This window comes from Herbaspirillum frisingense, from assembly GCF_047325095.1.
Classification (GTDB): Bacteria; Pseudomonadota; Gammaproteobacteria; order Burkholderiales; family Burkholderiaceae_D; genus Herbaspirillum; species Herbaspirillum frisingense.
In genome coordinates this window covers 5,133,069-5,153,949 of sequence record NZ_CP168558.1, presented here as the reverse complement: position 1 = coordinate 5,153,949, position 20,881 = coordinate 5,133,069, and the positions used below count along the sequence as shown (strand labels likewise).

The following is a 20,881-nucleotide window of genomic DNA, read 5'->3' as shown; positions in this document are numbered from 1 at the left end:
GGGAAAAGTGAATGATGCCGCATTGTAGAAGAAAAGCGGCACGCAGGCAGCACCTCACGGTGCAAGGACAGGCCGGAGACAGGGCCGGATCAGGGATAGAACAGGTAGATGCGATACCCCGACACCAGCGCATCCTTGAGCTCGAAGTTGAGCTTGATCTGGCGCTCGCTGTCAGCGGCCAGGCCGCTGTCGATCAGGCCGGCATCGGCGAGATAGTCGCGTGGACGGAAGACCTTTCGCACCACGGCCTTCTCGTCATCGTTGTTGAGGGTGAGTTCGATGTGCGGCCAGGCCTGGGCGCTGGTGCTGCGATTGCGCATCACGATGGACAGCGCATAGACGTTCTGGTTGGGCGGTACCACCTGCAATTCATTGGATTCCAGCGAGAGCCGGTCGATTTCGGCCGGTAATCCCACCGTGCAATGCAAGGCGACGCACATGCCATTGAGCATGGGGCGCAGCACCGGCACCGAGGCCGCCAGCGGATTGCGCCAGTAATAGAGCGATTGCAGCAGCAGCACCGGCACCATCACGCCGGCCAGCACCATCATCAGCATCTTCATCGCATGGCCGACGCGCGCCTTGCGCTCGGCACGCTTGACGAAACCGGGCTCGTCGGCCGCCTGCTGCTCATCAACGGCAGCGTGATCCTGGTTTTCCAGGCTCTCTTCGCGCTCGATCGGCGCGGACTCGACGTCGTGAGTGACATCTGCCGATGCTGGCGGCGTTTCATTGTCGATCCTGAAGACGGCCGCGACCTCGGGCGGTGCCGCCAGGTCTTCGGCCGGGTCGGAGGAGCGACGTAGCAGGGCGCCGGTATCGAGGTCTTCGTCCGCGGCAGGCCCGGTCTGATCGGGTTTGTCGTTGTCCTCAGGCTGGGACAGCTTCAGGGGCGCGCCGAGATCGGGGATATAGCCCGGGCTGGCGGGGGAGCGGAACACCTTGGGTTCCGCGATCAGCGGAATGGCGGCCGTGGTCGGGGGCGCCGGAGTTGCCGGTGTCGCTGGGGTCTCCGCCATCGGTGGTGCTGCTTCTGATGCAGCAGGTGCCACCGGCAGCCTGACCTCGGGTAGCGGGTCGGGCTGGGGCTGAAAAGAGGGGGAGGCCGAGGGCGGGTTGCGCCTGGCTGTGATGGCAGGTGCTGCCGATGCAGTGCTCGCTGCAGGGAGTGCGCCGGCCTGGGCCTTGCTGCCCGGCACCGGCTGGTAATGACCGTCGGCGATGCTGGGCTCGACCAGGAATTCATTGCCGTTGAAGACTTCGCGGCAACTGCCGCAGCGTACCAGTCCGTTACGCAGCTTGAGCTGGTCGCTGGCGACCCTGAAGATGGTCAGGCAGTGCGGACACTGGGTCGCCAACGCCATGGATTACTCCGGCAGGCGGCCTGCCAGCGCCACCCAGCCTTCATGCTCCGCCCATACCGAGAGGGTGATGTAGGGTGCATAGGCGGCGATGACCTCCGTGGCCTGGCGCGCCAGCACGCCCGACAGCACCAGGGACCCGCCGGCACGCACGCGGCCAGCCAGCATGGGCGCCATCAGTTGCAGCGGGCCGGCCAGGATATTGGCGACCACGACGTCGAACTTTTCACCTTCCGGGTAGGCCTGGGCGAAGGGTTCTGGCAGATAGTAGGTCGCGCTGCAGTGATTGCGTTCGGTATTGTGGTGGGCGGCTTCCAGCGCCTGCGGGTCGATGTCCACGCCAATGACCTGGGGGACGCCGATCTTGGCCGCGACCAGCGCGAGGATGCCCGAGCCACAACCGTAGTCCAGCAGGGTGCGGGCACCGGCGGCATTGCTTTCCAGCCATTCCATGCACAGCCGGGTGGTCGGATGGCTGCCAGTGCCGAAGGCCAGACCGGGGTCCAGTTCCAGCACCAGGGCATCGGGATCGGCCGGCGCTTCGTGCCAGCTCGGCACGACCCAGATACGCTGGCCGATGTGGATGGGCTCGAACTGGGATTGCGTCAGGCGCACCCAGTCCTGCTCTTCCACGTTACGCGTCGCAAAGGGCAGGGCGTAGTCCAGGCCGATGGCCTTGGCCGCATCGGTTACGATGGCGGCGTGGTCGGCATCCTTGCCGGCCAACGCTACCACGCGGCTGCGGTCCCAGGCGGCTTCCTCCGGCTCCATGCCGGGTTCGCCGAAGAGCGGACGCTCGGCGTCCGTCCCTTCGTCCGCATCTTCCACCGACACCGACAGGGCGCCAGATTCCATCAAGGCGTCGGACAGTGCCTCCGCCTCTTCCCGCGCCACTTCGATGACGATTTCTACCCAAGCCATATGCCTGCCTTTGCTGTTGCGTGATGTTGCATGATGTTGCGCGTTGTTGCTTGTTGCTTGTTGTTGCGATTGGAGCGTGCTTACTTCTTCAGCGACTTTTCCGCATCCGGCGCCGTCGGACGCTCCGACAACTTATGTTCCAGATAATGGATATTGGTTCCGCCTTCGAAGAAACGGGCATCGACCATCAGCTCGCGGTGCAGCGGGATATTGGTCGAAATGCCTTCCACCACCATTTCCGACAGGGCGATCTGCATGCGACGGATGGCCTGTTCGCGGGTGGCGCCGTAGGCGATCACCTTGCCGACCATGGAATCATAGTTGGGCGGCACGAAATAGCCGGAGTAGGCATGCGAATCGACGCGGATGCCAGGACCACCCGGTACGTGCCAGGAAGTGATGCGGCCCGGCGAGGGGATGAACTTGAACGGGTCCTCGGCATTGATGCGGCACTCGATGGCGTGGCCCTTCAGCTCGATGTCGCGCTGGCGGTAACGCAGCTTCTCGCCTGCGGCGATGCGGATCTGCTCCTGCACGATGTCCACGCCGGTGATCATCTCGGTGACCGGGTGCTCGACCTGCACGCGGGTGTTCATCTCGATGAAGTAGAACTCTTCGTTTTCGTACAGGAATTCGAAGGTGCCGGCGCCCCGGTAGTTCATCTTGCGGCAGGCTTCGGCGCAGCGTTCGCCGATCTTCTCGATGATCTTGCGCGGGATGCCCGGTGCCGGTGCTTCCTCGATCACCTTCTGGTGGCGGCGCTGCATGGAGCAGTCGCGCTCGCCCAGCCAGATGGCTTGCTTGTGCTCGTCGGCCAGGATCTGGATTTCCACGTGACGCGGATTTTCCAGATACTTCTCCATATAGACTTCCGGATTGCCAAAGGCGGCACCGGCTTCGGTCTTGGTCATGGTCACGGCATTGATCAGCGCCGCTTCCGTATGCACCACACGCATGCCGCGACCACCGCCGCCGCCAGCGGCCTTGATGATGACCGGATAGCCGATCTTGCGGGCAATCTGGACGATTTCCTTGGGGTTGTCCGGCAGCGCGCCTTCCGAACCGGGCACGCAGGGCACGCCGGCGCGGATCATGGCCTGCTTGGCCGAGACCTTGTCACCCATCATGCGGATGTTTTCCGCGCGCGGGCCGATGAAGACGAAGCCGGACTGTTCCACGCGCTCGGCGAAATCGGCGTTTTCCGACAGGAAGCCATAACCCGGGTGGATCGCCTGGGCATCGGTCACTTCAGCCGCGCTGATGATGGCCGGCATGTTCAGGTAGGACAGCGCGGAAGGGGCCGGGCCGATGCAGACCGACTCATCGGCCAGCTTTACGTACTTGGCTTCGCGGTCGGCCTCGGAGTGCACGACCACGGTCTTGATACCCAATTCGCGGCAGGCGCGCTGGATGCGCAGGGCAATTTCGCCACGGTTGGCGATGAGGATTTTTTCAAACATAACAGGAATGGGACGTCGCCAGTTCAAGCGTTATAGGTTCCGGAGGAGGGCCGTATCCGTAAGGACCACCGACCCTGCCGACCAGGCCAGGGACTGAATGCGATCAGCCCAGCACGAACAGCGGCTGGCCGAACTCGACCGCCTGGCCGTTTTCCACCAGGATCTGCTTGACCACGCCACCCTTGTCGGCGTCGATCTCGTTGAGCAGCTTCATGGCTTCGATGATGCACAGGGTGTCGCCTTCCTTGACTTCCTTGCCCACTTCCACGAAGGCCGGAGCGCCCGGTGCCGAGGAGCGGTAGAACGTGCCGACCATGGGCGACTTGACGATATGACCTTCCGGCACGGCAGCTGCGGCCGGCGCGGCCGGCGCAGCGGCGGCCACCGGAGCGGCTGCCACGGGGACAGCGGCCGGGGCATAGGCCTGCTGTTGCGGCACCATTACCACCTGGTTCTGCGCATTCGGGGACGACTTGACGATCCTGACCTTGCTTTCGCCTTCGGTGACTTCCAGCTCTTCGATCGCCGATTCAGCAACCAGGTCGATCAGCGTCTTGAGTTTTCGTAAATCCATTTGAATCCCTCGGAATGTAGATAAGTAGTATTAGAGAAGCGCCAGCGCTCTGTCGCGGCCGGCAGGTTCAGTCAAGGTCTTGCAGTACGTGAAACGATCCGTTCGGGACGGGGCGGGCCCGCCGTCAGGATTGACGCAGCCAATGGTCGACGGCCATGCGATAGCCGTCGACACCGAAGCCGCACAGGACTGCCCGGGCAATGCCGGACAGGTAGGAAAAATGCCGGAACTGCTCACGCTGGTGGATATTGGAGATATGCACCTCGATGAAGGGAATCGCCACCCCGGCCAGCGCATCGCGCAGCGCCACGCTGGTATGGGTCAGTCCACCCGGGTTGATGATGATGCCGTCCACCCCTTCGTGGCGGGCCTGATGGATGCGATCGATCAGCGCACCTTCATGGTTGCTCTGGAACGCGACCAGGGTCGCACCGGCGGCCCGGGCCTGGTCTTGCGCGCGCTGCTCGATATCAGCCAGCGTGGTGGATCCGTAGACTTCCGGCTCCCGGGTCCCGAGCAGATTCAGGTTCGGGCCATTGAGCAGGAGAAGCTGTTTTGCCATGGAGATTAAGCTCCGTTTGACGACGATGCGCGCATTTTGCCGTCAAATGGCATCATTTGGCAAGAAAAACTTTCTTTTCACGGATTTGCAGTCGCGCATGCATTTGCGCCAGCGTTGCTCTATCAGAGCTTGGAGAGGTCGGCACGCAGTTCATCGAACTTGATGCGACCCAGGTAGACCTTCTTGACTTTGCCGTCCTTGCCCACCAGAGCGGTGAAGGGGAGACCGCCTGCCTGATTGCCGAATTGCCGCAGCAAATCGGTGGCGCCGGTTCCGGCAACAAAGAGAGGATAGCGGATTTGGTACTTTTGCGCAAACTTGGCGATATTTTCCTGACTATCCACGCCAATTCCCAGAATTTGCACCGGCGCGATTTCCTGCTGCAAGGCTGTCAGCTCGGGCATTTCCTCCACGCAGGGGCCGCACCAGGTGGCCCAGAAGTTGACCACCAGTGGTCGGCCCTTGTACTGCGCCAGCGACTGGGGCTGGCCGGCGGCATCCGGCATGGATTGCGACAGCAGCTGATTCAGCGCCAGCGTCTCGGGTGAGTCAGCGGGGTGGGCGCGATGGCTGGCATAGATGCCTACACCCACGCAAATCACGGCAACGACGGCCAACAGGATCACATTTTTCAGTTTCTTCATCACACGTCTTCTTCTGAAGTGGTCTCGATCAGTTGCGCCAGGGCGGCGGCGTCGCCCCGGTCGGCACGTTTTCCGGGCGCCACGCGCAGGCTGCCGCGCAGATCATCTTCGTCGTACAGGGCCAGGTGCGCCAGTTCCGGATCGGCGCCGCGCTGGGGCAGCAGGAAACTCAGGGTCTCGACCGCCTGACCGGTGCGGAAGTGCGCGGTCTCGCCGACCTCGAAGTTCACATTCTTGTTGAGCAGGAAGATCTCCACATCCTTGGCGCTGGGCGAGAACAGCTGCAGGTGGATGTCCGAATGTTCACCTGCGGTGCCATTCCAGACTGCGCCGGTGATGTAAGGATTGAAATGTTGCAGATCCTGCATCAACTGCAGCGCTACCCGGCGCAGGTGCAAGAGGCGCGCCGGCTGGGTGTCGGCAAAGAAGAGTTCATTGTAGATGCGCACTTCTTCTTCGATCTGCTCGTTATCGGGCATGATCTCGCCCCTGGCCTTCTGGTTGCCCAGGATCTGGCGGGCGGCCTTGCGCTTGGCGCTGCCATAGTCGGCGCCGTCCTCGGCAATCATGCGGGCGGCGGCGGCGGCAATCTCGGCGCGCAGTTGCTCGGTGGGGGAGGTGAATTCGAATTCGGACATGGCCGCCATGATACTCGTTAGCGGTGGGGCCCGCCGCCTCAGGTAAAATCTCGGGATTACACCCCAAGATTCGCTATGCACATACATATCCTCGGCATCTGCGGCACCTTCATGGGCGGTCTGGCCGTGCTGGCCAAGCAGGCCGGCCATACCGTGACCGGCTGCGATGCCAATGTCTATCCGCCGATGAGCACCCAGCTGGAAGCCCAGGGCATCACCCTGATCCAGGGTTTCGAGCCGTCCCAGGTCGAGTTGAAGCCGGACCTGTTCGTCATCGGCAACGTGGTCTCGCGCGGCAATGCGCTGATGGAAGAAATCCTCAATCGCGGCCTGCCCTATGTCTCCGGTCCGCAATGGATGGGCGAGAACATCCTGCAGGACAAATGGGTCCTTTCGGTGGCCGGCACCCACGGCAAGACCACCACCTCGGCCATGCTGGCCTGGGTGCTGGAGCATGCGGGTTACCAGCCGGGCTTCCTGATCGGCGGGGTGCCGATGAACTTCGGGATCTCGGCGCGCCTGGGCAGCGACGGCCAGGGGGGACCTTCGCCCTTCTTCGTCATTGAAGCCGATGAGTACGACACCGCCTTCTTCGACAAGCGCAGCAAGTTCGTCCATTACCGTACCCGCACCGCGATCCTGAACAATCTGGAATACGATCACGCCGACATCTTCCCCGATCTGGCTGCCATCGAGACCCAATTCCATCATCTGGTGCGTACCGTGCCGGGCATCGGCCGTCTCATCGTCAATGGCCGCGAGCCGGCATTGCAGCGCGTGGTGGAACGCGGTTGCTGGAGCGAACGCGAGGACTTCGGCGTGGCGCAGGACCAGCCGGGCTGGTCGCTGCAGACCCACGAGGACGGGCGCTTCGATGTCTTCTTCGAGGGCCAGCTGCAAGGCACCGTGGTCTGGGAACTGACCGGTGAGCACAACCGCATGAACGCCCTGGCGGCCATCGCCGCCGCCCGCCACGTCGGTGTGCCCGCAGCCCAGGCCATCGAGGCGCTGGGGGCTTTCCAGAGCGTCAAGCGGCGCATGGAACTGCGCGGCAGCGCCAATGGCGTGGCTGTCTATGACGATTTCGCCCACCATCCGACCGCCATCGCCACCACCGTGGCCGGCCTGCGCAAGAAGGTCGGCGACGCCCGCATCCTGGCCGTACTGGAGCCCCGTTCCAACACCATGAAGCTGGGCACCATGAAGGAAGCCCTGCCCGGCAGCCGGGCCGAGGCCGACCTGGTGTTCGGCTTCGGTGCCCGCTCCGGACGCGACGCGCTGGGCTGGGACCTGGCCGAGGCACTGGCGCCGCTGGGCCAGAAGGCGGCCGCCTTCGATGAGCTCGATGCCCTGGTGCAGGCCGTCAAGGCTGCCGCAAAGCCGGGCGACCACGTGCTGGTGATGAGCAACGGCGGTTTCGGCGGCGTCCACCAGAAGCTGCTGGACGCGCTGGCATGATCCTGTATCTGCACGGTTTTCGTTCCTCGCCGCAATCCTTCAAGGCGCGGGTGATGGGGCAGCGCATGGCCGAGCTGGGCTTGCAGGACGACTACCTCTGCCCGCAACTGCCGGCTTCGCCCGCCGCAGCCATCGCTCTGGCCGGGGCGCTGGTGGCCGGTGTCGACCCGGCGCAGCTGACTGTCGTCGGGTCTTCGCTGGGCGGCTTCTATGCCACCTGGCTGGCTGAACACCTCGGTTGCCGCGCCGTGCTGCTCAATCCGGCGGTCAAGCCGCCACGCGACCTGGAATCCTATGTTGGCGTGAGCACCCAGTATCACTCCGACGAACCCTTCGAATTCAAGCACGAATACATCGCCGAACTGCGCTCGCTGGTGGTCCCGGCCATCAGCCGCCCGCAGCGCTACCTGCTGCTGGCCGCCACCGGCGACGAAGTGCTGGACTGGCGCGAGATGGTGGCCCATTACCCGGGCGCGCGTCAGATCGTCATCCAGGGGAGCGACCACGGCATGGCCGAATTCGTGGACTACCTGGACGAAGTGCTGGCTTTCTGCGGTGTCGCGCCTGCGGGTAAGGTGCTGCGTTGATGCGATGTGTCCCGCGCAAGGCGCGCTGGATGGCGCACCCGCAGGCGCTGGCAACGCTGCTGGCCACCGAGGGCCAGCGCATGCGCTGCGTGCGCGCCTGGCTGGCCGACCCCGGTTCCATGACCCTGAAACTGAAGGCCCGTACCGACGCCTTCAGCGTGCGCCTGTTGCGCCAGCGGCCCGCCGTGATCCTGGCCGATGAGCACGAGGCATTGGGTTTGCCCGCGCGCAGCCGGGTGGTCGAGCGCGACGTGATCCTGCATTGCGACGGCCGGCCGGTGGTGTTTGGTCACACCGTCTTGTCCACCGGCTCGGTGAAATCCGACTGGCCTTTCTTCAGCAAGCTGGGCAATACGCCGCTGGGCGCCAACCTGTTCTTTGATCCGCTGGTCGGGCGCCGCCCCATCCAGTATGCTCGCCTGAGGTCCGGCCACCCGCTGATGCGCCGCATCGCGCAGGCCCTGCCGCAGACCCCGCTACCGACCACCCTGCTGGCACGCCGCTCCCTGTTTACGCGGCGCGGCGGGATATTGATGGTCACCGATGTTTTCCTGCCGGCACTGGAGGCGCTGATGCGTCCGGTGCCGGCCCATGTACCAGATTGAGAAGCGATAGAAGCAGATGAATTTACTGTTCGAAGAATCCGGCGACTTCAAGGCCGGCTCCATCATGACCCAGCAGGGCGAGTCCTACCAGGTCGAGATGGCCTCCGGCAAGCGCACCAAGGTCAAGTCGCGCGACGCGCTGCTGCAGTTCGCCTCTCCTGCACCGCAGGAATTGCTGGAGCAGGCGCAGGCCATCGCCGCCGAGGTCGACCTGGACTTCCTGTGGGAAGTGGCCGGCGAGGAAGAGTTCGGCTTCACCGAACTGGCGGCCGAATACTTCGGCCACGCGCCCCTGCCACCGGAAGCCGCGGGTCTCCTGCTGTGCCTGCATCACGCGCCGATCTACTTCTACAAGAAGGGTCGCGGCCGCTACAAGGCGGCCCCGCAAGCCTCGCTGCAGGCCGCCCTGGCCGGCCTGGAAAAGAAGAAGCAGCAACTGCTGGCCCAGGCCGCCTATGTGGAAGAACTCAAGGCCCACAAGCTGCCCGAGGCCTTCCGTCCTATCGCCCTGCAATTGCTCTTCAAGCCGGACAAGAACGGCATCGAATACAAGGCCCTGGACGCCGCCGCCAAGGAACTGCAGACCACCCCGCAGCGCCTGATGCTGGCCGCCGGCGGCGTGGCCTCGCCCAAGGACCTGCACTATGCGCGCTTCCTTCATGAGTTCTTCCCGCGTGGCACGGGCTTCCCGGCCATCGACATCCCCGCGCCGACCACAGACCTGCCCACCGCCGATGTGCAGGCCTTCTCCATCGATGACGTCACCACCACCGAAATCGACGATGCGCTGTCGGTGACCCGACTGGCCGACGGCAAGCTGCGCGTGGGCATCCACATCGCCGCACCGGGCCTGGCCATCAAGCGTGGCGACGCCATCGATGCGATGGCGCGCGCGCGCATGTCCACCGTCTACATGCCGGGCGAAAAGATCACCATGCTGCCCGACGATCTGGTGGCTACCTACACCCTGGATGCCGGCGCCGCCCGCCCGGCGCTGTCGCTGTATGCCACGCTGGACCCGGCCAGCTGGGAAGTGCTGGCCACCGAAACCCGCGCCGAACTGGTGCCGATTGCCGCCAACCTGCGCCACAACGACCTCGATGACCTGGTCACCGAGGAAGCCCTGGCCGAGAATCGCGGCGACTATCCGCACAAGGACGAGATCGCGCTGCTCTGGCAATGGGTGCAATTGCTGGAGCAGGGCCGCATGGCCAAGCGCGAGGCCTTCGGCCTGCGGCCGGAACAGAACAACCGCGTGGACTTCAACTTCTACGTCGAGAACGACGTGGTCAGCATTGTCCGTCGCCGTCGTGGCGCGCCGCTGGACAAGATCGTGGCCGAACTGATGATCTTCGCCAACAGCACCTGGGGCAAGCTCATGGCCGACCACGGCGTGCCGGGCATCTATCGCGCCCAGGGCGGTGGTGCCGGCGGCTGGGCCGCCAAGATGCAGGTGCGCATGGTCACCCATGCCGCTCCCCACCAGGGCCTGGGCGTGGACCAGTACGCCTGGAGCACCTCGCCCCTGCGTCGCTATACCGACCTGGTCAACCAGTGGCAGATCCTGGCCTGCATCGAGCATGGCGTGACCGCACCGCTGGTGGCGCCCTTCAAGCCGCGTGACGCCGACCTGTTCGCCATCGTCTCCGGTTTCGACGCGGCCTATTCCGGCTATGCCGACTTCCAGTCCACCATGGAGCGCTACTGGTGCCTGCGTTGGTTGGCCCAGGAAAATGCCCGCACCGTGGAAGCGGTGGTGCTGAAGGACGAAATCCTGCGCCTGGTCGATATCCCGCTGGTGTTGCGCATGCCAGGCCTGCCGCAACTGGCGCGCGGCCTGCAGGTCAAGCTCGACCTGCTGCGCTGGGACGAGGTCGATCTCAGCGTGGAAGCACGCCTGCTGGAAGTGCCGGCCGCGGCGGCCCAGGCCCTGGCCACCGATCTGGGTGAGGACGACGACGAGTTGCTGGAGGGCATGGCTGCGCTGGGCAGCGAGGAGGATGCCTCCAGCGACGAAGCGACCGACGCCGGCGAGGGGGAACCCGGCGCTGCCGCTGAAACGGAAGCAGCGGCCGATGGCGAAAACCCGCCCGCCGCAGCGGCGCAATGAGGCGGTGCTGGCGTAGAATTGCCGCTGTCCCTATCGTCGCTTTTGCCTGCCTGCCGTGAACCTGTTTGCTCAACATCGCCTGCTCAGCGTGGCGCTCGGTCTCTCGCTGCTGGTGCACGGCCTGCTGCTGGCCGTACACTTCGCCGCGCCCGATGCCTTCCGCTTCAAGCCGTCCGACCCGGAACTGGAAGTCATCCTGGTCAACGCCAAGCACGACAAGAAGCCGGTCAACGCCCAGGCCCTGGCGCAGGCCAACCTGGATGGGGGCGGCAATGCCGAGGACGGCCGCGCCAAGTCACCGCTGCCGGACATGCAGCGGGTCGAGAGCGGCGACAGCGTCAAGGCCGCGCAACGCAAGGTGGTCGAACTGGAACAGCAGCAGCGCAAGATGCTCGCGCAGCTGCAGGCGGCACAGCAGCATGTGACCAGCGCCGACCAGGTCAAGCCGGTCGAGACGCCGCAGCCCAACGCGCACGACATGACCGAGACGGCCAAGGCCATGGCGCGCATGGAAGCCGAGGTCGCAAAGAACATCGAGCAATACAACAAGCGCCCGAAGAAGACCCAGATCACGCCCAGCACCCGTGAAGTCGGCTATGCCCAGTACTACAAGACGCTGCAGGACAAGATAGAAAAGATCGGTACCCTGAACTTCCCGACCCGGGACGGCAAGAAGCTCTATGGTGAACTGCTGATCGTCATCCCGGTCTTCCAGGACGGCACCATCTATGAACGCGATGGCGGCGTGGTGGTCAGGTCCAGTTCCGGCAATGCCGCACTGGACCAGGCGGCAGTGGCCATCGTGCGCCGCTCGGCGCCGTTCGGCCGCTTCCCGGAGAACATGCGCACCAGCGGCAAGGACGATGTGTGGGAAATCATCACCCGCTTCCGCTTCACGCGGGACCAGGGTGTGCAGGCCGAACTGGGGGCCGGCTGAGAGGCTGACGCACTGAGGGTCAGCGGCGCGGGGCAGGAGCGCTGGCGGATCATTCAACGAAAACAGAGAACAAGGGAGCAGGCGGACCACCATGGATGAATACGTCGTCATCGGCAATCCCATTGCCCACAGCAAATCACCCGAGATCCACGCACAGTTTGCCGCCCAGACCGGCCAGCAACTGCACTACGATCGCCTGCTGGCGCCACTGCATGGCTTCAAGGCGGCGGTACAGGTATTCCAGCGGCGTGGCGGACGCGGTGCCAATGTCACCGTCCCCTTCAAGCTGGAGGCCCATGCCCTGGCCGACCAGCTGACCGAGCGCGCCCGCCTGGCCGGCGCGGTCAATACCCTCAAGTTCGAAGACGGCCGCATCCTGGGCGACAACACCGATGGTGCCGGCCTGGTGACTGACATCGTGGTCAATGCCGGCCAGGCGCTGGCGGGGCGTCGCGTGCTCCTGCTGGGGGCTGGCGGTGCCTCGCGCGGGGCACTGCTGCCGCTGCTGCAGCAAAAGCCGGCTGAACTGGTGATCGTCAACCGCACCCAGTCCAAGGCGGCCGAGCTGGCTGCGCAGTTCGCCTCGCACGGCCCGGTCAGGAGCGCCGCCTATGCCGAACTGGACGGGGTATTCGATGTCATCGTCAATGCCACTTCGGCCAGCCTCACCGACGACCTGCCGCCGCTGCCGGTGTCGGTCTACGGCAGCGACACCCTGGCCTACGACATGATGTATGGCCGCCAGCCCACGATCTTCCTGCAGAGCGCCCAGCAGCACGGCGCCTGCGTGCGCGATGGCCTGGGCATGCTGGTGGAGCAGGCGGCCGAAGCCTTCCACCTTTGGCGCGGGGTGCGTCCGGCCACTGCCGAGGTATTCGCCAGCCTGCGCGCGCAACTGGCGCAATGAGGGGCCTGCGCCCAGGGTCGGCCCGGCCGGCACGCGTGAGAATCTGCACATCGTGACACCCGAGAACCACAGAACAAGAACCGGCACATGAAATCGCTACGCAAGCTGCTCTTCTGGATCATCGTCCTGCCCATCGCACTGGTGCTGCTGTTGCAGGCGTATTTCTTCGTCCAGATCTGGTGGTGGAAGGACCATAACCCCGAGTCCACCAGCTTCATGCGTCAGCAATTGTCATTGCTGCGCGAGAAGGATCCCAACGCGCAGCTGCAATTCCGCTGGACGCCGTATGCGCGCATTTCCAACAATCTCAAGCGCGCCATCATCGCCTCCGAGGATTCCAATTTCTCCGAGCATGACGGCATCGACTGGGAAGCCCTGCAAAAGGCCTACGAAAAGAACGAGAAAAAGGGCAAGGTGGTCGCCGGCGGCTCTACCATCACCCAGCAGCTGGCCAAGAACCTGTTCCTCTCCGGCGAGCGCAGCTACCTGCGCAAGGGCCAGGAATTCATCATCACCTACATGCTGGAATTCCTGCTGGACAAGCAGCGCATCTTCGAGATCTATCTCAACGTGGTGGAGTGGGGCAACGGCGTATTCGGCGCCGAGGCCGCCGCCCAGCACTATTACCGCACCACGGCCGCCGGCCTGGGTGCGGAGCAGGCAGCGCGCCTGGCGGTGATGCTGCCGCGTCCGCGCTACTACGACCGCAATCGCGGCTCGGCCTATCTGGCGGCCCGTACCGGGCTGATCCTGCGCCGCATGAACGCCGCCACGCTGCCGCCGACCCATAAGTGAGCGATTTTCTTGCCGCGTGCGCATGACCGGCGTATGACGTCAGGCTGCCAGCACGGGCCTGACAACAGGCCCCGTGTCGTGCTTGCCTGCCGCCGGGGTTGAACGTACACTTGCGCACGTTTCGCGCCTGAGGTCGCGCCGGCCTGCACCGGCGGCAGCGGGTCGCCGCACTCCCACCCGCGTTCCATCCAGCGAGAGCCCATGATCAATGTATTCGTGTTGCAAAACGGACGACTGAGCCAGGTCAACATCGACAGCCGTACCGACCTGGAACAGGCGGCGCCGGTCTGGGTGGACCTGACCGAGCCGAACGACGAGGAGCGCGCCTGGGTCAAGAGCATCTATGGCGTCACCCTGCCGGACGAGGATGAATTCAGCGACATCGAAGCCTCGGCCCGTTACTTCGAAGCCGAGAACGGCGACCTGCACCTGCGCACCGACTTCCTGTTCGAAGGGGATGACGATTCCTCTTCCACCATGACGGTGGCCTTCATCCTGGCCCGCAACATCCTCTTCTCGGTGCATGCCGAAGACCTGCCGGTGTTCCGCCTGGTGCGCATGCGCGCCCGTTCGCGGCCTGGCTCGATCGGCGACTATCGCGACGTGCTGCTGGACCTCTACGAGACCGATGCAGAATATTCCGCCGATGCCCTGGAAGGCATCTACCAGAAGCTGGAGGCGGTGAGCACCAGCGTGCTCAAGAAGAGCCTGTCCGACCAGGATGCCGCCGACGTACTGAACACCATCGCCCACGAAGAAGACTTGAACGGGCGTATCCGTCGCAACATGATGGATACACGCCGTGCGGTCAGCTTCCTGATGCGCGGGCGGCTCCTGAGTTCGGAGCAGTTCGAGGATGCCCGCCAGATCCTGCGCGACATCGAATCGCTGGACGGCCACACCGCCTTCCTGTTCGACAAGATCAACTTCCTGATGGACGCCACCGTCGGCTTCATCAACATCAACCAGAACAAGATCATCAAGATCTTCTCGGTGGCGTCGGTAGCCTTCCTGCCACCGACCCTGATTGCCAGCATCTACGGCATGAACTTCAAGCTCATGCCGGAACTGGACTGGCCCATCGGCTATCCGCTGGCGATCCTGATGATGATCGGTTCGGCCATTGCGCCGTTCTGGTACTTCCGTCGGCGCGGCTGGCTCAACTGAGTCCTATCCGTTGAGGCCTGTCTGCTGACGGCGACGTCCTCATTTCTCTGACACCGTTTCCCGGGCTTCTCCGATGCCGTGCGCGCTGCCGGCGCGGCACACTGCATCCATCGTATATCGCCAGATCAGGAGAGCCCCATGTCCACTCGCCACCATTACATTTCGCTGGCCATCGTCAGCGCCAGCTTCGCCGGCCTGCTGATCGGTTGCGCCAGCCCGCAGCAACCCTACGGCGCGGCCCCGCAGTCGCAGAACTATGATCGCGTTGCCTCCTATTCCGGTACCGGCGTGGTCGAGGCCATCGAAGTCACCCACAAGGAAAGCAACGGTGTTGCCGGTGCAGTGGTCGGCGGCGTGGCTGGCGGCCTGCTCGGTAACGCAGTCGGCGGCGGTACCGGCCGTGTACTGGCCACCGTGGCAGGCGCCGCCGGTGGTGCCTACGCCGGCAACCAGGTGCAGCGTAACAATTCGGCTGGCCACCAGGTCTACAACATCCGTGTGCGCATGAGCGATGGCTCCTTGCAGACTTTTGCACAGGAAGACAATACCGACTTCCGCGTCGGTGACCGCGTGCGTCTGGATAACGGTCGTATCTCGCGCTACTGATCGCAGCTGATAGTTTGATGCAGAAATGAGCAGCACCAGCGTCAGTGCAATAGTTTTCAATGGTTCTTGAGGGCGCCGGGTGGTCGGGTGAAACCGGTCATCCAGCGCAAAAGTTCAGGCCGTCCGGCTTAGGCAGGACGGCCTTTTTCTTGTGGGTGACCAGAGGGGGATTGGTCCGGTAGATCAGGCAGCTCAGGCCGGATAGAGCGCGCCCAGCACCCGCAGGCCACGCGCTCCGGTCACCGCCGGCAGGTTGCCCGGCAGGCGCAGGTCGAAGCGGCGCGCCAGCCAGGCGAAGGCCAGCGCTTCCACCCGTTGGGGCGCCACACCCAGCACGGCCGTCGATTGCACCTCGGCGCGCCCCTGCAACTGCTGACGCAGCAGTCGCATCAGCAGCGCATTTTCAGCCCCCCCACCGCAGACATAGACCTGGCCCGCATCAGGCGCATGGGCCACGATGGCATCGGCGATCGTGCTGGCGGTGAGCATGGTCAGTGTGGCCTGCACGTCGGGTGCCGGGATGGTTTGCCCACTGCGCTGCAGGGCTGCCTGCAGCCAGTCCAGGTGGAACAGGTCACGTCCCGAGCTCTTGGGCGGCGCGGCGCGGAAGAAGGCTTCGTCACGCAGTTGCGCCAGCAGGTCGGCGTGTATCTGACCACTGGCGCCCCAGTCGCCGTTGGCGTCGTAGCTGCGCTGCAGGTGCAGCTGTATCCAGCCATCCATGAGCGCATTGCCGGGGCCGGTATCGAAGCCATAGGCCCCTTCTTCACCGGCCGGCAGGATGCTGACATTGGCGATGCCACCGATATTGACCACCACCCGCGATTGCGACGCATCGCCGAAGATGGCCCGGTGGAAGGCCGGTACCAGCGGCGCACCCTGGCCGCCGGCGGCCACGTCCCGGCTGCGGAAGTCGGCCACCACGTCGATGCCGGTCAACTCCGCCAGCAGCGCCGGGTTGTTGGTCTGGCGGGTGAAGCCCAGTTCCGGGCGATGGCGGATGGTCTGTCCGTGTACCCCCACCATGCGCAGGTCGGCCGCCGACTTGCCCGACTGCAGCAGCAGTTGCGCCACGCAGTCGGCGTAATGTACCGCCAGCGCATTGGCGGCCATGGCTTCGCGTTCGATCTCGTTGGGACCGGCCGCCTGCAGCGCCATCAGGTCGGCGCGCAGATGGTCGGGGAAGGGGACGTAGGCCGCTGCCAGCGTGGCCGAAATGGCCTGGCCGTCGAAGTCGGCCAGCACGCCATCGACGCCATCGAGGCTGGTGCCGGACATGAGGCCGATGTAGAGGGAAGGGGGCCGGGAAGACGACGGGGACGAAGAAGAACTCATGGCAGGGGCGCAGGAAAAAGAAAAGGGCGGTCGCTGATTCTACAGCGACCGCCCTTCGTAGCTCATGCCGGCAGGAACGATGCCGGCCGGAATTACTTGATGGAAGCCAGTTTCACATCCGGCGCGCCCGGTACACGCAGCATGGCCATGCGGTGCTGCATCTCGTCGGCCACGGCGCGGAAGCGCTGCATCTGGGGGCCGGTCAGTGCCTGGACATTGGGCACTTCCACCGACAGCGGGTTGCGCGGCTGGTTGTTGACGCGGAACTCGTAGTGCAGGTGCGGGCCGGTCGCCCAGCCGGTCATTCCGACGAAACCGATCACGTCGTTCTGGCTGACCTTCATGCCCTTCTTGATGTTGGGCGCGAAACGGCTCATGTGGCCGTAGGCGGTGGAGTAGCCACTCCAGTGCTTGATGACGACGATGTTGCCATAGCCATTCTGCTGACCCACGAAGTCGACCACGCCATCGGCCGCCGCATGGATCGGGGTGCCGGTCGGTGCCGCGAAGTCCACGCCGGTGTGCTGTTTCCACTGGCCCAGGATGGGGTGCAGGCGCATCGAGAAGCCGGAAGAGATACGGGTGAAGGCCAGCGGCGACTTCAGGAAGGCCTTCTTGAGCGACTTGCCGTCGAAGGCGTAGTAGCCGCCACCGCCGATCTTGCTGGCCGGGTCGCTGAACCACACCGCCTGGTAACGGTTGCCGGCATTGTCGAATTCGCCGGCCAGCACGCGACCGGTACGCACCAGGTCACCGTTCTGGTAATAGGTCTCGTAGACCACGTTGAAGCGGTCGCCGCGACGCAGGTCGGAAGCGAAGTTGATGTTGGTGGCGAACATGTCCACCAGCTGCATGGCGATGGCGTCCGGGATCTGGGCCGCATCGGTGGCCGCGAACAGCGAGGAGAAGATGGTGCCGGCGCGCATTTCCACGCGCCGCTCCAGCACGGCCGGCTGGGCCTGGGCGGTCAGCTTGCCATCCTCGCGCGAGATGACCAGGTTCTTCGGGGTGTCGCTGCCGTCGTCGAGGGTGGCCGACAGCTTGACCAGTTCGCCATTGTCGTCGGTCTGGGCCACCACACGCTTGCCGGCGCGCAACTGCATCACCGTGCGCGCCAGGGTATCGGACTTGATGAAGGCCGTGGCCTCGTCGTCATCCACGCCCAGGCGGTTGAGCAGGGTGGCCAGGGTGTCGCCGCTGCGTACCTTCTCTTCGTTCACGTAATACTGCGAACGCTCTTCCAGGGCGCTGATCTGCTGTTGCAGGTCGGGCAGGGCCAGTTCCTTGGAAATCGGGTTGACCGGGGCGTCCTTCAGGTCGGGCTCGGCCGGTGCGAAGCCGGCGGCGCCGATGGTAAAGGCCGCCAGGAACAGGGCGCTGGCGCCGACGATGCGGGTCTTGGGCGAGGAGGCGGCGACTTTGTGGTGGCAGGATCGCAACGCGGTGAAGCACAGGGACGAGAGGTGCTTGAGTTTATCTTGTGGGAACATGCAATACGAATACGTTAAAATCTGACGTTTCCGTGGCGGATGGCGGGTACGGCTGCAATGCGGCGTTTCCTGTCCCCCCGCCGTGTTGCGCCCGCGTAATTCTTCATACGCACGGGTGTGAATATTGTTCCTGCTGATGAGCTTCTGAGGCGGCGTCCTGGCGCCCAGCAGAAAAACGAAAGTCGGAATTATAGCAACACGCTTTAGCGGTCTTGTCCTACAAATGCCAATTTTTTAGTTATATCGATGAACGCCGACCAGTCCACCCCTTCCGCGCCCTCTGCCGCCCCCTCCAAACTGCCCCTCTCCGACAAGGTCCAGGAGGCGCTGGCCATCACCAAACGCGGTATCGATGAGCTGCTCATCGAAAGCGAATTCGCGCAGAAGCTGGCGCGTGCCGAGCAGAGCGGCCAGCCGCTGCGCATCAAGCTGGGACTGGACCCGACCGCCCCTGACCTGCACCTGGGCCATACGGTGGTCCTGAACAAGATGCGCCAGTTGCAGAACCTGGGGCATCAGGTGATCTTCCTGATCGGCGACTTCACCTCGATGATCGGCGACCCGTCCGGCCGCAATGCCACCCGTCCGCCGCTGTCGCGCGAACAGATCGAGATCAACGCCAAGACCTATTTCGCCCAGGCCAGCCTGGTGCTGGATGCCAGCAAGACCGAAATCCGCTACAACTCCGAATGGTGCGATGCCCTGGGTAGTCGCGGCATGATCCAGCTGGCCTCGCGCTACACCGTGGCGCGCATGATGGAGCGCGACGACTTCACCAAGCGCTTCAAGGAAGGCACGCCGATCTCGGTGCATGAATTCCTCTACCCGCTGATGCAGGGCTATGACTCGGTGGCCCTGAAGTCCGACCTGGAACTGGGCGGCACCGACCAGAAATTCAACCTGCTGGTGGGCCGCGAACTGCAGAAGGACTTTGGCCAGGAGCCGCAGTGCATCCTGACCATGCCGCTGCTGGAAGGCCTGGACGGCGTGGAAAAGATGTCCAAGTCCAAGGGCAACTATATCGGCATCACCGAGCCGGCCAACACCATGTTCGCCAAGGTGATGAGCATTTCCGACGTGATGATGTGGCGCTACTACGACCTGCTGTCGTTCCGCGCCATCGCCGAGATCGCCGCCTTCAAGGCCGAGGTCGAGGGGGGCCGCAATCCGCGCGATATCAAGGTTGCCCTGGCCCAGGAGATCGTGGCCCGCTTCCACTCGCAGCAGGCTGCCGAAGACGCGCTGGCCGATTTCGTCAACCGCTCCAAGGGCGGTATCCCGGACGACATCCCCGAGGTTTCGCTGTCGGGCGCGCCGCTGGGCATCGGTCAGTTGCTCAAGCAGGCCAACCTCTGTGCCTCCACCTCGGAAGCACTGCGCATGGTGGAGCAGGGCGGCGTGCGTATCGACGGTACTGTCATCAGCGACAAGGGTTTGAAGGTCGAGGCCGGCCAGTGCGTGGTGCAGGTCGGCAAGCGCAAGTTTGCCCGCGTCACCCTGGCGTAAGCTGGTGCGCGCATGATTGCCCTGTTGCAGCGGGTCAGCCAGGCTGCCGTGGTGGTGGATGGCCAGACGCTGGGTGCCATCGGCCCCGGCCTGATGGTATTGGTCTGCGCCGAACGCCATGATGGCGTGGCCCAGGCCGATGCCCTGCTCAAGAAGCTGCTGGCCTATCGCGTCTTCAGCGACGAGGCAGGCAAGATGAATCGCAGTGTTGTCGACGTGCAAGGCGGCCTGTTGTTGATCCCGCAGTTCACGTTGGCCGCTGATACCAATTCCGGTACACGCCCCTCCTTCACGCCAGCGGCCGCGCCCGAACTGGGGCGGCAGCTGTTTGAGCACTTCGTGGCGCAGGCGCGGGTGCAGCATGGACAGGAAAAGGTCGGCACCGGCCGTTTTGGCGCCGACATGAAAGTGTCGCTGACCAACGACGGGCCGGTCACTTTCTGGCTGCAGGTGAAGCCTCAGGCTTTGGTGTCATGAACCTCGGTCCGGCTTGAAGCCGGGCCGGACGTCCCCAAATGAATTTGCAAAGCGTGTTGAATGTGGCCTTACTTTAGGAGGTGATATGAAATTCTGGAGCGATTCTTTCAAGGACGGTAGCAACATCCCCGGCGAGTTCGCCTTCGCGGTGATGGACCCCAAGACCCACGTCGCCCTGTCGGCCAACCGGAACCCGCACTTCGCCTGGAGCGATCTGCCGGCCGGTACCAGGTCGCTGGCGCTGGTGGTGCATGACCCTGACGTGCCTTCCCGTGGCGACGACGTCAACCAGGAAGGCAAGACCGTGCCGCTGGAACTGCCGCGGGTGGATTTCTATCACTGGACCCTGGTGGACATTCCGGCCAGTGTCAGCCAGATCAAGGCCGGCCAGTTCAGCAACGGCGTGACCGCACGCGGCAAGCCGGGCCCGGCGGTGCTGGGCGACGTCATGCCCGGTGCGCGCCAGGGCATCAACGACTACACCGGCTGGTTCGCCGGCGACGGCGACATGCGCGGCGACTACTTCGGCTACGACGGCCCCTGCCCGCCATGGAACGATGCGCTGGTGCACCGCTACATCTTCACCCTCTATGCACTGGACGTGGAACAGCTGCCGGTGGCCGGCAACCTCGAAGGTTCGGTGGTGGTGACGGCGCTGCGCGACCATGTCCTGGCGCAGGCCTCCCTCACCGGCCTGTACACCCTCAACCCCAGCGCCGTACCGCGCACCTGAAAACCCGC

The 20,881-nt window shown here is 64.3% G+C and carries 21 protein-coding genes; 12 read left to right on the top strand and 9 right to left on the bottom strand.

Going from position 1 to position 20,881, the window contains the following annotated elements; translation table 11 throughout:
* Positions 1–89: 89 nt before the first annotated feature.
* From ACEOAC_RS23460 to ACEOAC_RS23430, 7 genes are all read right to left on the bottom strand, one after another.
* A complete protein-coding gene (locus ACEOAC_RS23460) occupies positions 90–1,364 on the bottom strand; it encodes a DUF3426 domain-containing protein (protein WP_413628607.1) in 1,275 nt (424 codons plus the stop codon).
* Positions 1,365–1,367: 3 nt separating this feature from the next.
* Entirely contained in the window at positions 1,368–2,282 is a 915-nt protein-coding gene (gene prmA / locus ACEOAC_RS23455) for a 50S ribosomal protein L11 methyltransferase (protein ID WP_413445650.1), read from the bottom strand.
* 80 nt (positions 2,283–2,362) lie between these two features.
* Positions 2,363–3,742, bottom strand: coding sequence for an acetyl-CoA carboxylase biotin carboxylase subunit (gene accC / locus ACEOAC_RS23450; RefSeq protein ID WP_006463606.1), 1,380 nt, complete (start codon positions 3,740–3,742; stop codon positions 2,363–2,365).
* Between the two features lie 103 nt (positions 3,743–3,845).
* Positions 3,846–4,316: an acetyl-CoA carboxylase biotin carboxyl carrier protein gene (accB, locus tag ACEOAC_RS23445; RefSeq protein ID WP_413628606.1), complete on the bottom strand. Its 471-nt coding sequence runs from the start codon at positions 4,314–4,316 to the stop codon at positions 3,846–3,848.
* A 124-nt stretch (positions 4,317–4,440) separates the two neighbouring features.
* Positions 4,441–4,878, bottom strand: coding sequence for a type II 3-dehydroquinate dehydratase (gene aroQ, locus ACEOAC_RS23440; RefSeq protein WP_102663863.1), 438 nt, complete (start codon positions 4,876–4,878; stop codon positions 4,441–4,443).
* 122 nt (positions 4,879–5,000) lie between these two features.
* Positions 5,001–5,522 (bottom strand): TlpA family protein disulfide reductase, encoded by a 522-nt coding sequence (locus tag ACEOAC_RS23435; protein WP_241812483.1) that lies wholly within the window; start codon positions 5,520–5,522, stop codon positions 5,001–5,003.
* Positions 5,522–6,169 carry a hypothetical protein gene (locus ACEOAC_RS23430; protein WP_077235899.1) on the bottom strand — a complete coding sequence of 216 codons (648 nt, stop codon included), beginning with the start codon at positions 6,167–6,169 and terminating at the stop codon, positions 5,522–5,524. The genes ACEOAC_RS23435 and ACEOAC_RS23430 overlap by 1 nt, the downstream gene beginning before the upstream one ends.
* Positions 6,170–6,235: 66 nt before the next feature.
* On the opposite strand from ACEOAC_RS23430, the gene mpl reads away from it, so the two are divergent.
* The 9 genes from mpl to ACEOAC_RS23385 all read left to right on the top strand — a co-directional run bounded on the left by mpl (position 6,236) and on the right by ACEOAC_RS23385 (position 15,332).
* Entirely contained in the window at positions 6,236–7,618 is a 1,383-nt protein-coding gene (gene mpl / locus ACEOAC_RS23425) for a UDP-N-acetylmuramate:L-alanyl-gamma-D-glutamyl-meso-diaminopimelate ligase (RefSeq protein ID WP_413628605.1), read from the top strand.
* Entirely contained in the window at positions 7,615–8,205 is a 591-nt protein-coding gene (locus ACEOAC_RS23420) for a YqiA/YcfP family alpha/beta fold hydrolase (RefSeq protein ID WP_413628604.1), read from the top strand. Before mpl ends, ACEOAC_RS23420 begins: the two co-directional genes overlap by 4 nt.
* Complete coding sequence (locus ACEOAC_RS23415; RefSeq protein ID WP_182993590.1) at positions 8,205–8,810, top strand: chorismate--pyruvate lyase family protein; 606 nt, start codon at positions 8,205–8,207, stop codon at positions 8,808–8,810. Before ACEOAC_RS23420 ends, ACEOAC_RS23415 begins: the two co-directional genes overlap by 1 nt.
* 16 nt (positions 8,811–8,826) lie before the next feature.
* Positions 8,827–10,920 (top strand): ribonuclease catalytic domain-containing protein, encoded by a 2,094-nt coding sequence (locus ACEOAC_RS23410; protein WP_413445057.1) that lies wholly within the window; start codon positions 8,827–8,829, stop codon positions 10,918–10,920.
* A 55-nt stretch (positions 10,921–10,975) separates the two neighbouring features.
* The gene (locus tag ACEOAC_RS23405) at positions 10,976–11,857 is read left to right on the top strand and encodes a TonB C-terminal domain-containing protein (RefSeq protein ID WP_182993591.1); all 882 of its coding nucleotides are present in this window, start codon (positions 10,976–10,978) and stop codon (positions 11,855–11,857) included.
* 91 nt (positions 11,858–11,948) lie between these two features.
* The gene (gene aroE / locus ACEOAC_RS23400; protein WP_413445058.1) at positions 11,949–12,764 is read left to right on the top strand and encodes a shikimate dehydrogenase; all 816 of its coding nucleotides are present in this window, start codon (positions 11,949–11,951) and stop codon (positions 12,762–12,764) included.
* Positions 12,765–12,851: 87 nt separating this feature from the next.
* Positions 12,852–13,559, top strand: a complete 708-nt coding sequence (gene mtgA, locus ACEOAC_RS23395; protein ID WP_006463617.1) for a monofunctional biosynthetic peptidoglycan transglycosylase — start codon at positions 12,852–12,854, stop codon at positions 13,557–13,559.
* A 201-nt stretch (positions 13,560–13,760) separates the two neighbouring features.
* Complete coding sequence (corA, locus tag ACEOAC_RS23390) at positions 13,761–14,726, top strand: magnesium/cobalt transporter CorA (RefSeq protein WP_006463618.1); 966 nt, start codon at positions 13,761–13,763, stop codon at positions 14,724–14,726.
* Positions 14,727–14,864: 138 nt separating this feature from the next.
* Complete coding sequence (locus ACEOAC_RS23385) at positions 14,865–15,332, top strand: glycine zipper 2TM domain-containing protein (protein WP_077235761.1); 468 nt, start codon at positions 14,865–14,867, stop codon at positions 15,330–15,332.
* 192 nt (positions 15,333–15,524) lie between these two features.
* Here the strand turns inward: ACEOAC_RS23385 and ACEOAC_RS23380 are convergent, their stop codons facing one another.
* The gene (locus tag ACEOAC_RS23380; RefSeq protein WP_413628603.1) at positions 15,525–16,667 is read right to left on the bottom strand and encodes an anhydro-N-acetylmuramic acid kinase; all 1,143 of its coding nucleotides are present in this window, start codon (positions 16,665–16,667) and stop codon (positions 15,525–15,527) included.
* A 92-nt stretch (positions 16,668–16,759) separates the two neighbouring features.
* On the bottom strand, positions 16,760–18,157 hold the full coding sequence (locus ACEOAC_RS23375) for a M23 family metallopeptidase (protein ID WP_241812476.1): 1,398 nt from the start codon (positions 18,155–18,157) through the stop codon (positions 16,760–16,762).
* 246 nt (positions 18,158–18,403) lie between these two features.
* On the opposite strand from ACEOAC_RS23375, the gene tyrS reads away from it, so the two are divergent.
* From tyrS to ACEOAC_RS23360, 3 genes are all read left to right on the top strand, one after another.
* A complete protein-coding gene (gene tyrS / locus ACEOAC_RS23370) occupies positions 18,404–19,663 on the top strand; it encodes a tyrosine--tRNA ligase (protein WP_413444842.1) in 1,260 nt (419 codons plus the stop codon).
* 12 nt (positions 19,664–19,675) lie between these two features.
* Positions 19,676–20,140, top strand: a complete 465-nt coding sequence (dtd, locus tag ACEOAC_RS23365; RefSeq protein ID WP_006463623.1) for a D-aminoacyl-tRNA deacylase — start codon at positions 19,676–19,678, stop codon at positions 20,138–20,140.
* 85 nt (positions 20,141–20,225) lie between these two features.
* Entirely contained in the window at positions 20,226–20,873 is a 648-nt protein-coding gene (locus ACEOAC_RS23360; RefSeq protein WP_413444841.1) for a YbhB/YbcL family Raf kinase inhibitor-like protein, read from the top strand.
* The last annotated feature ends 8 nt before the right edge of the window (positions 20,874–20,881 follow it).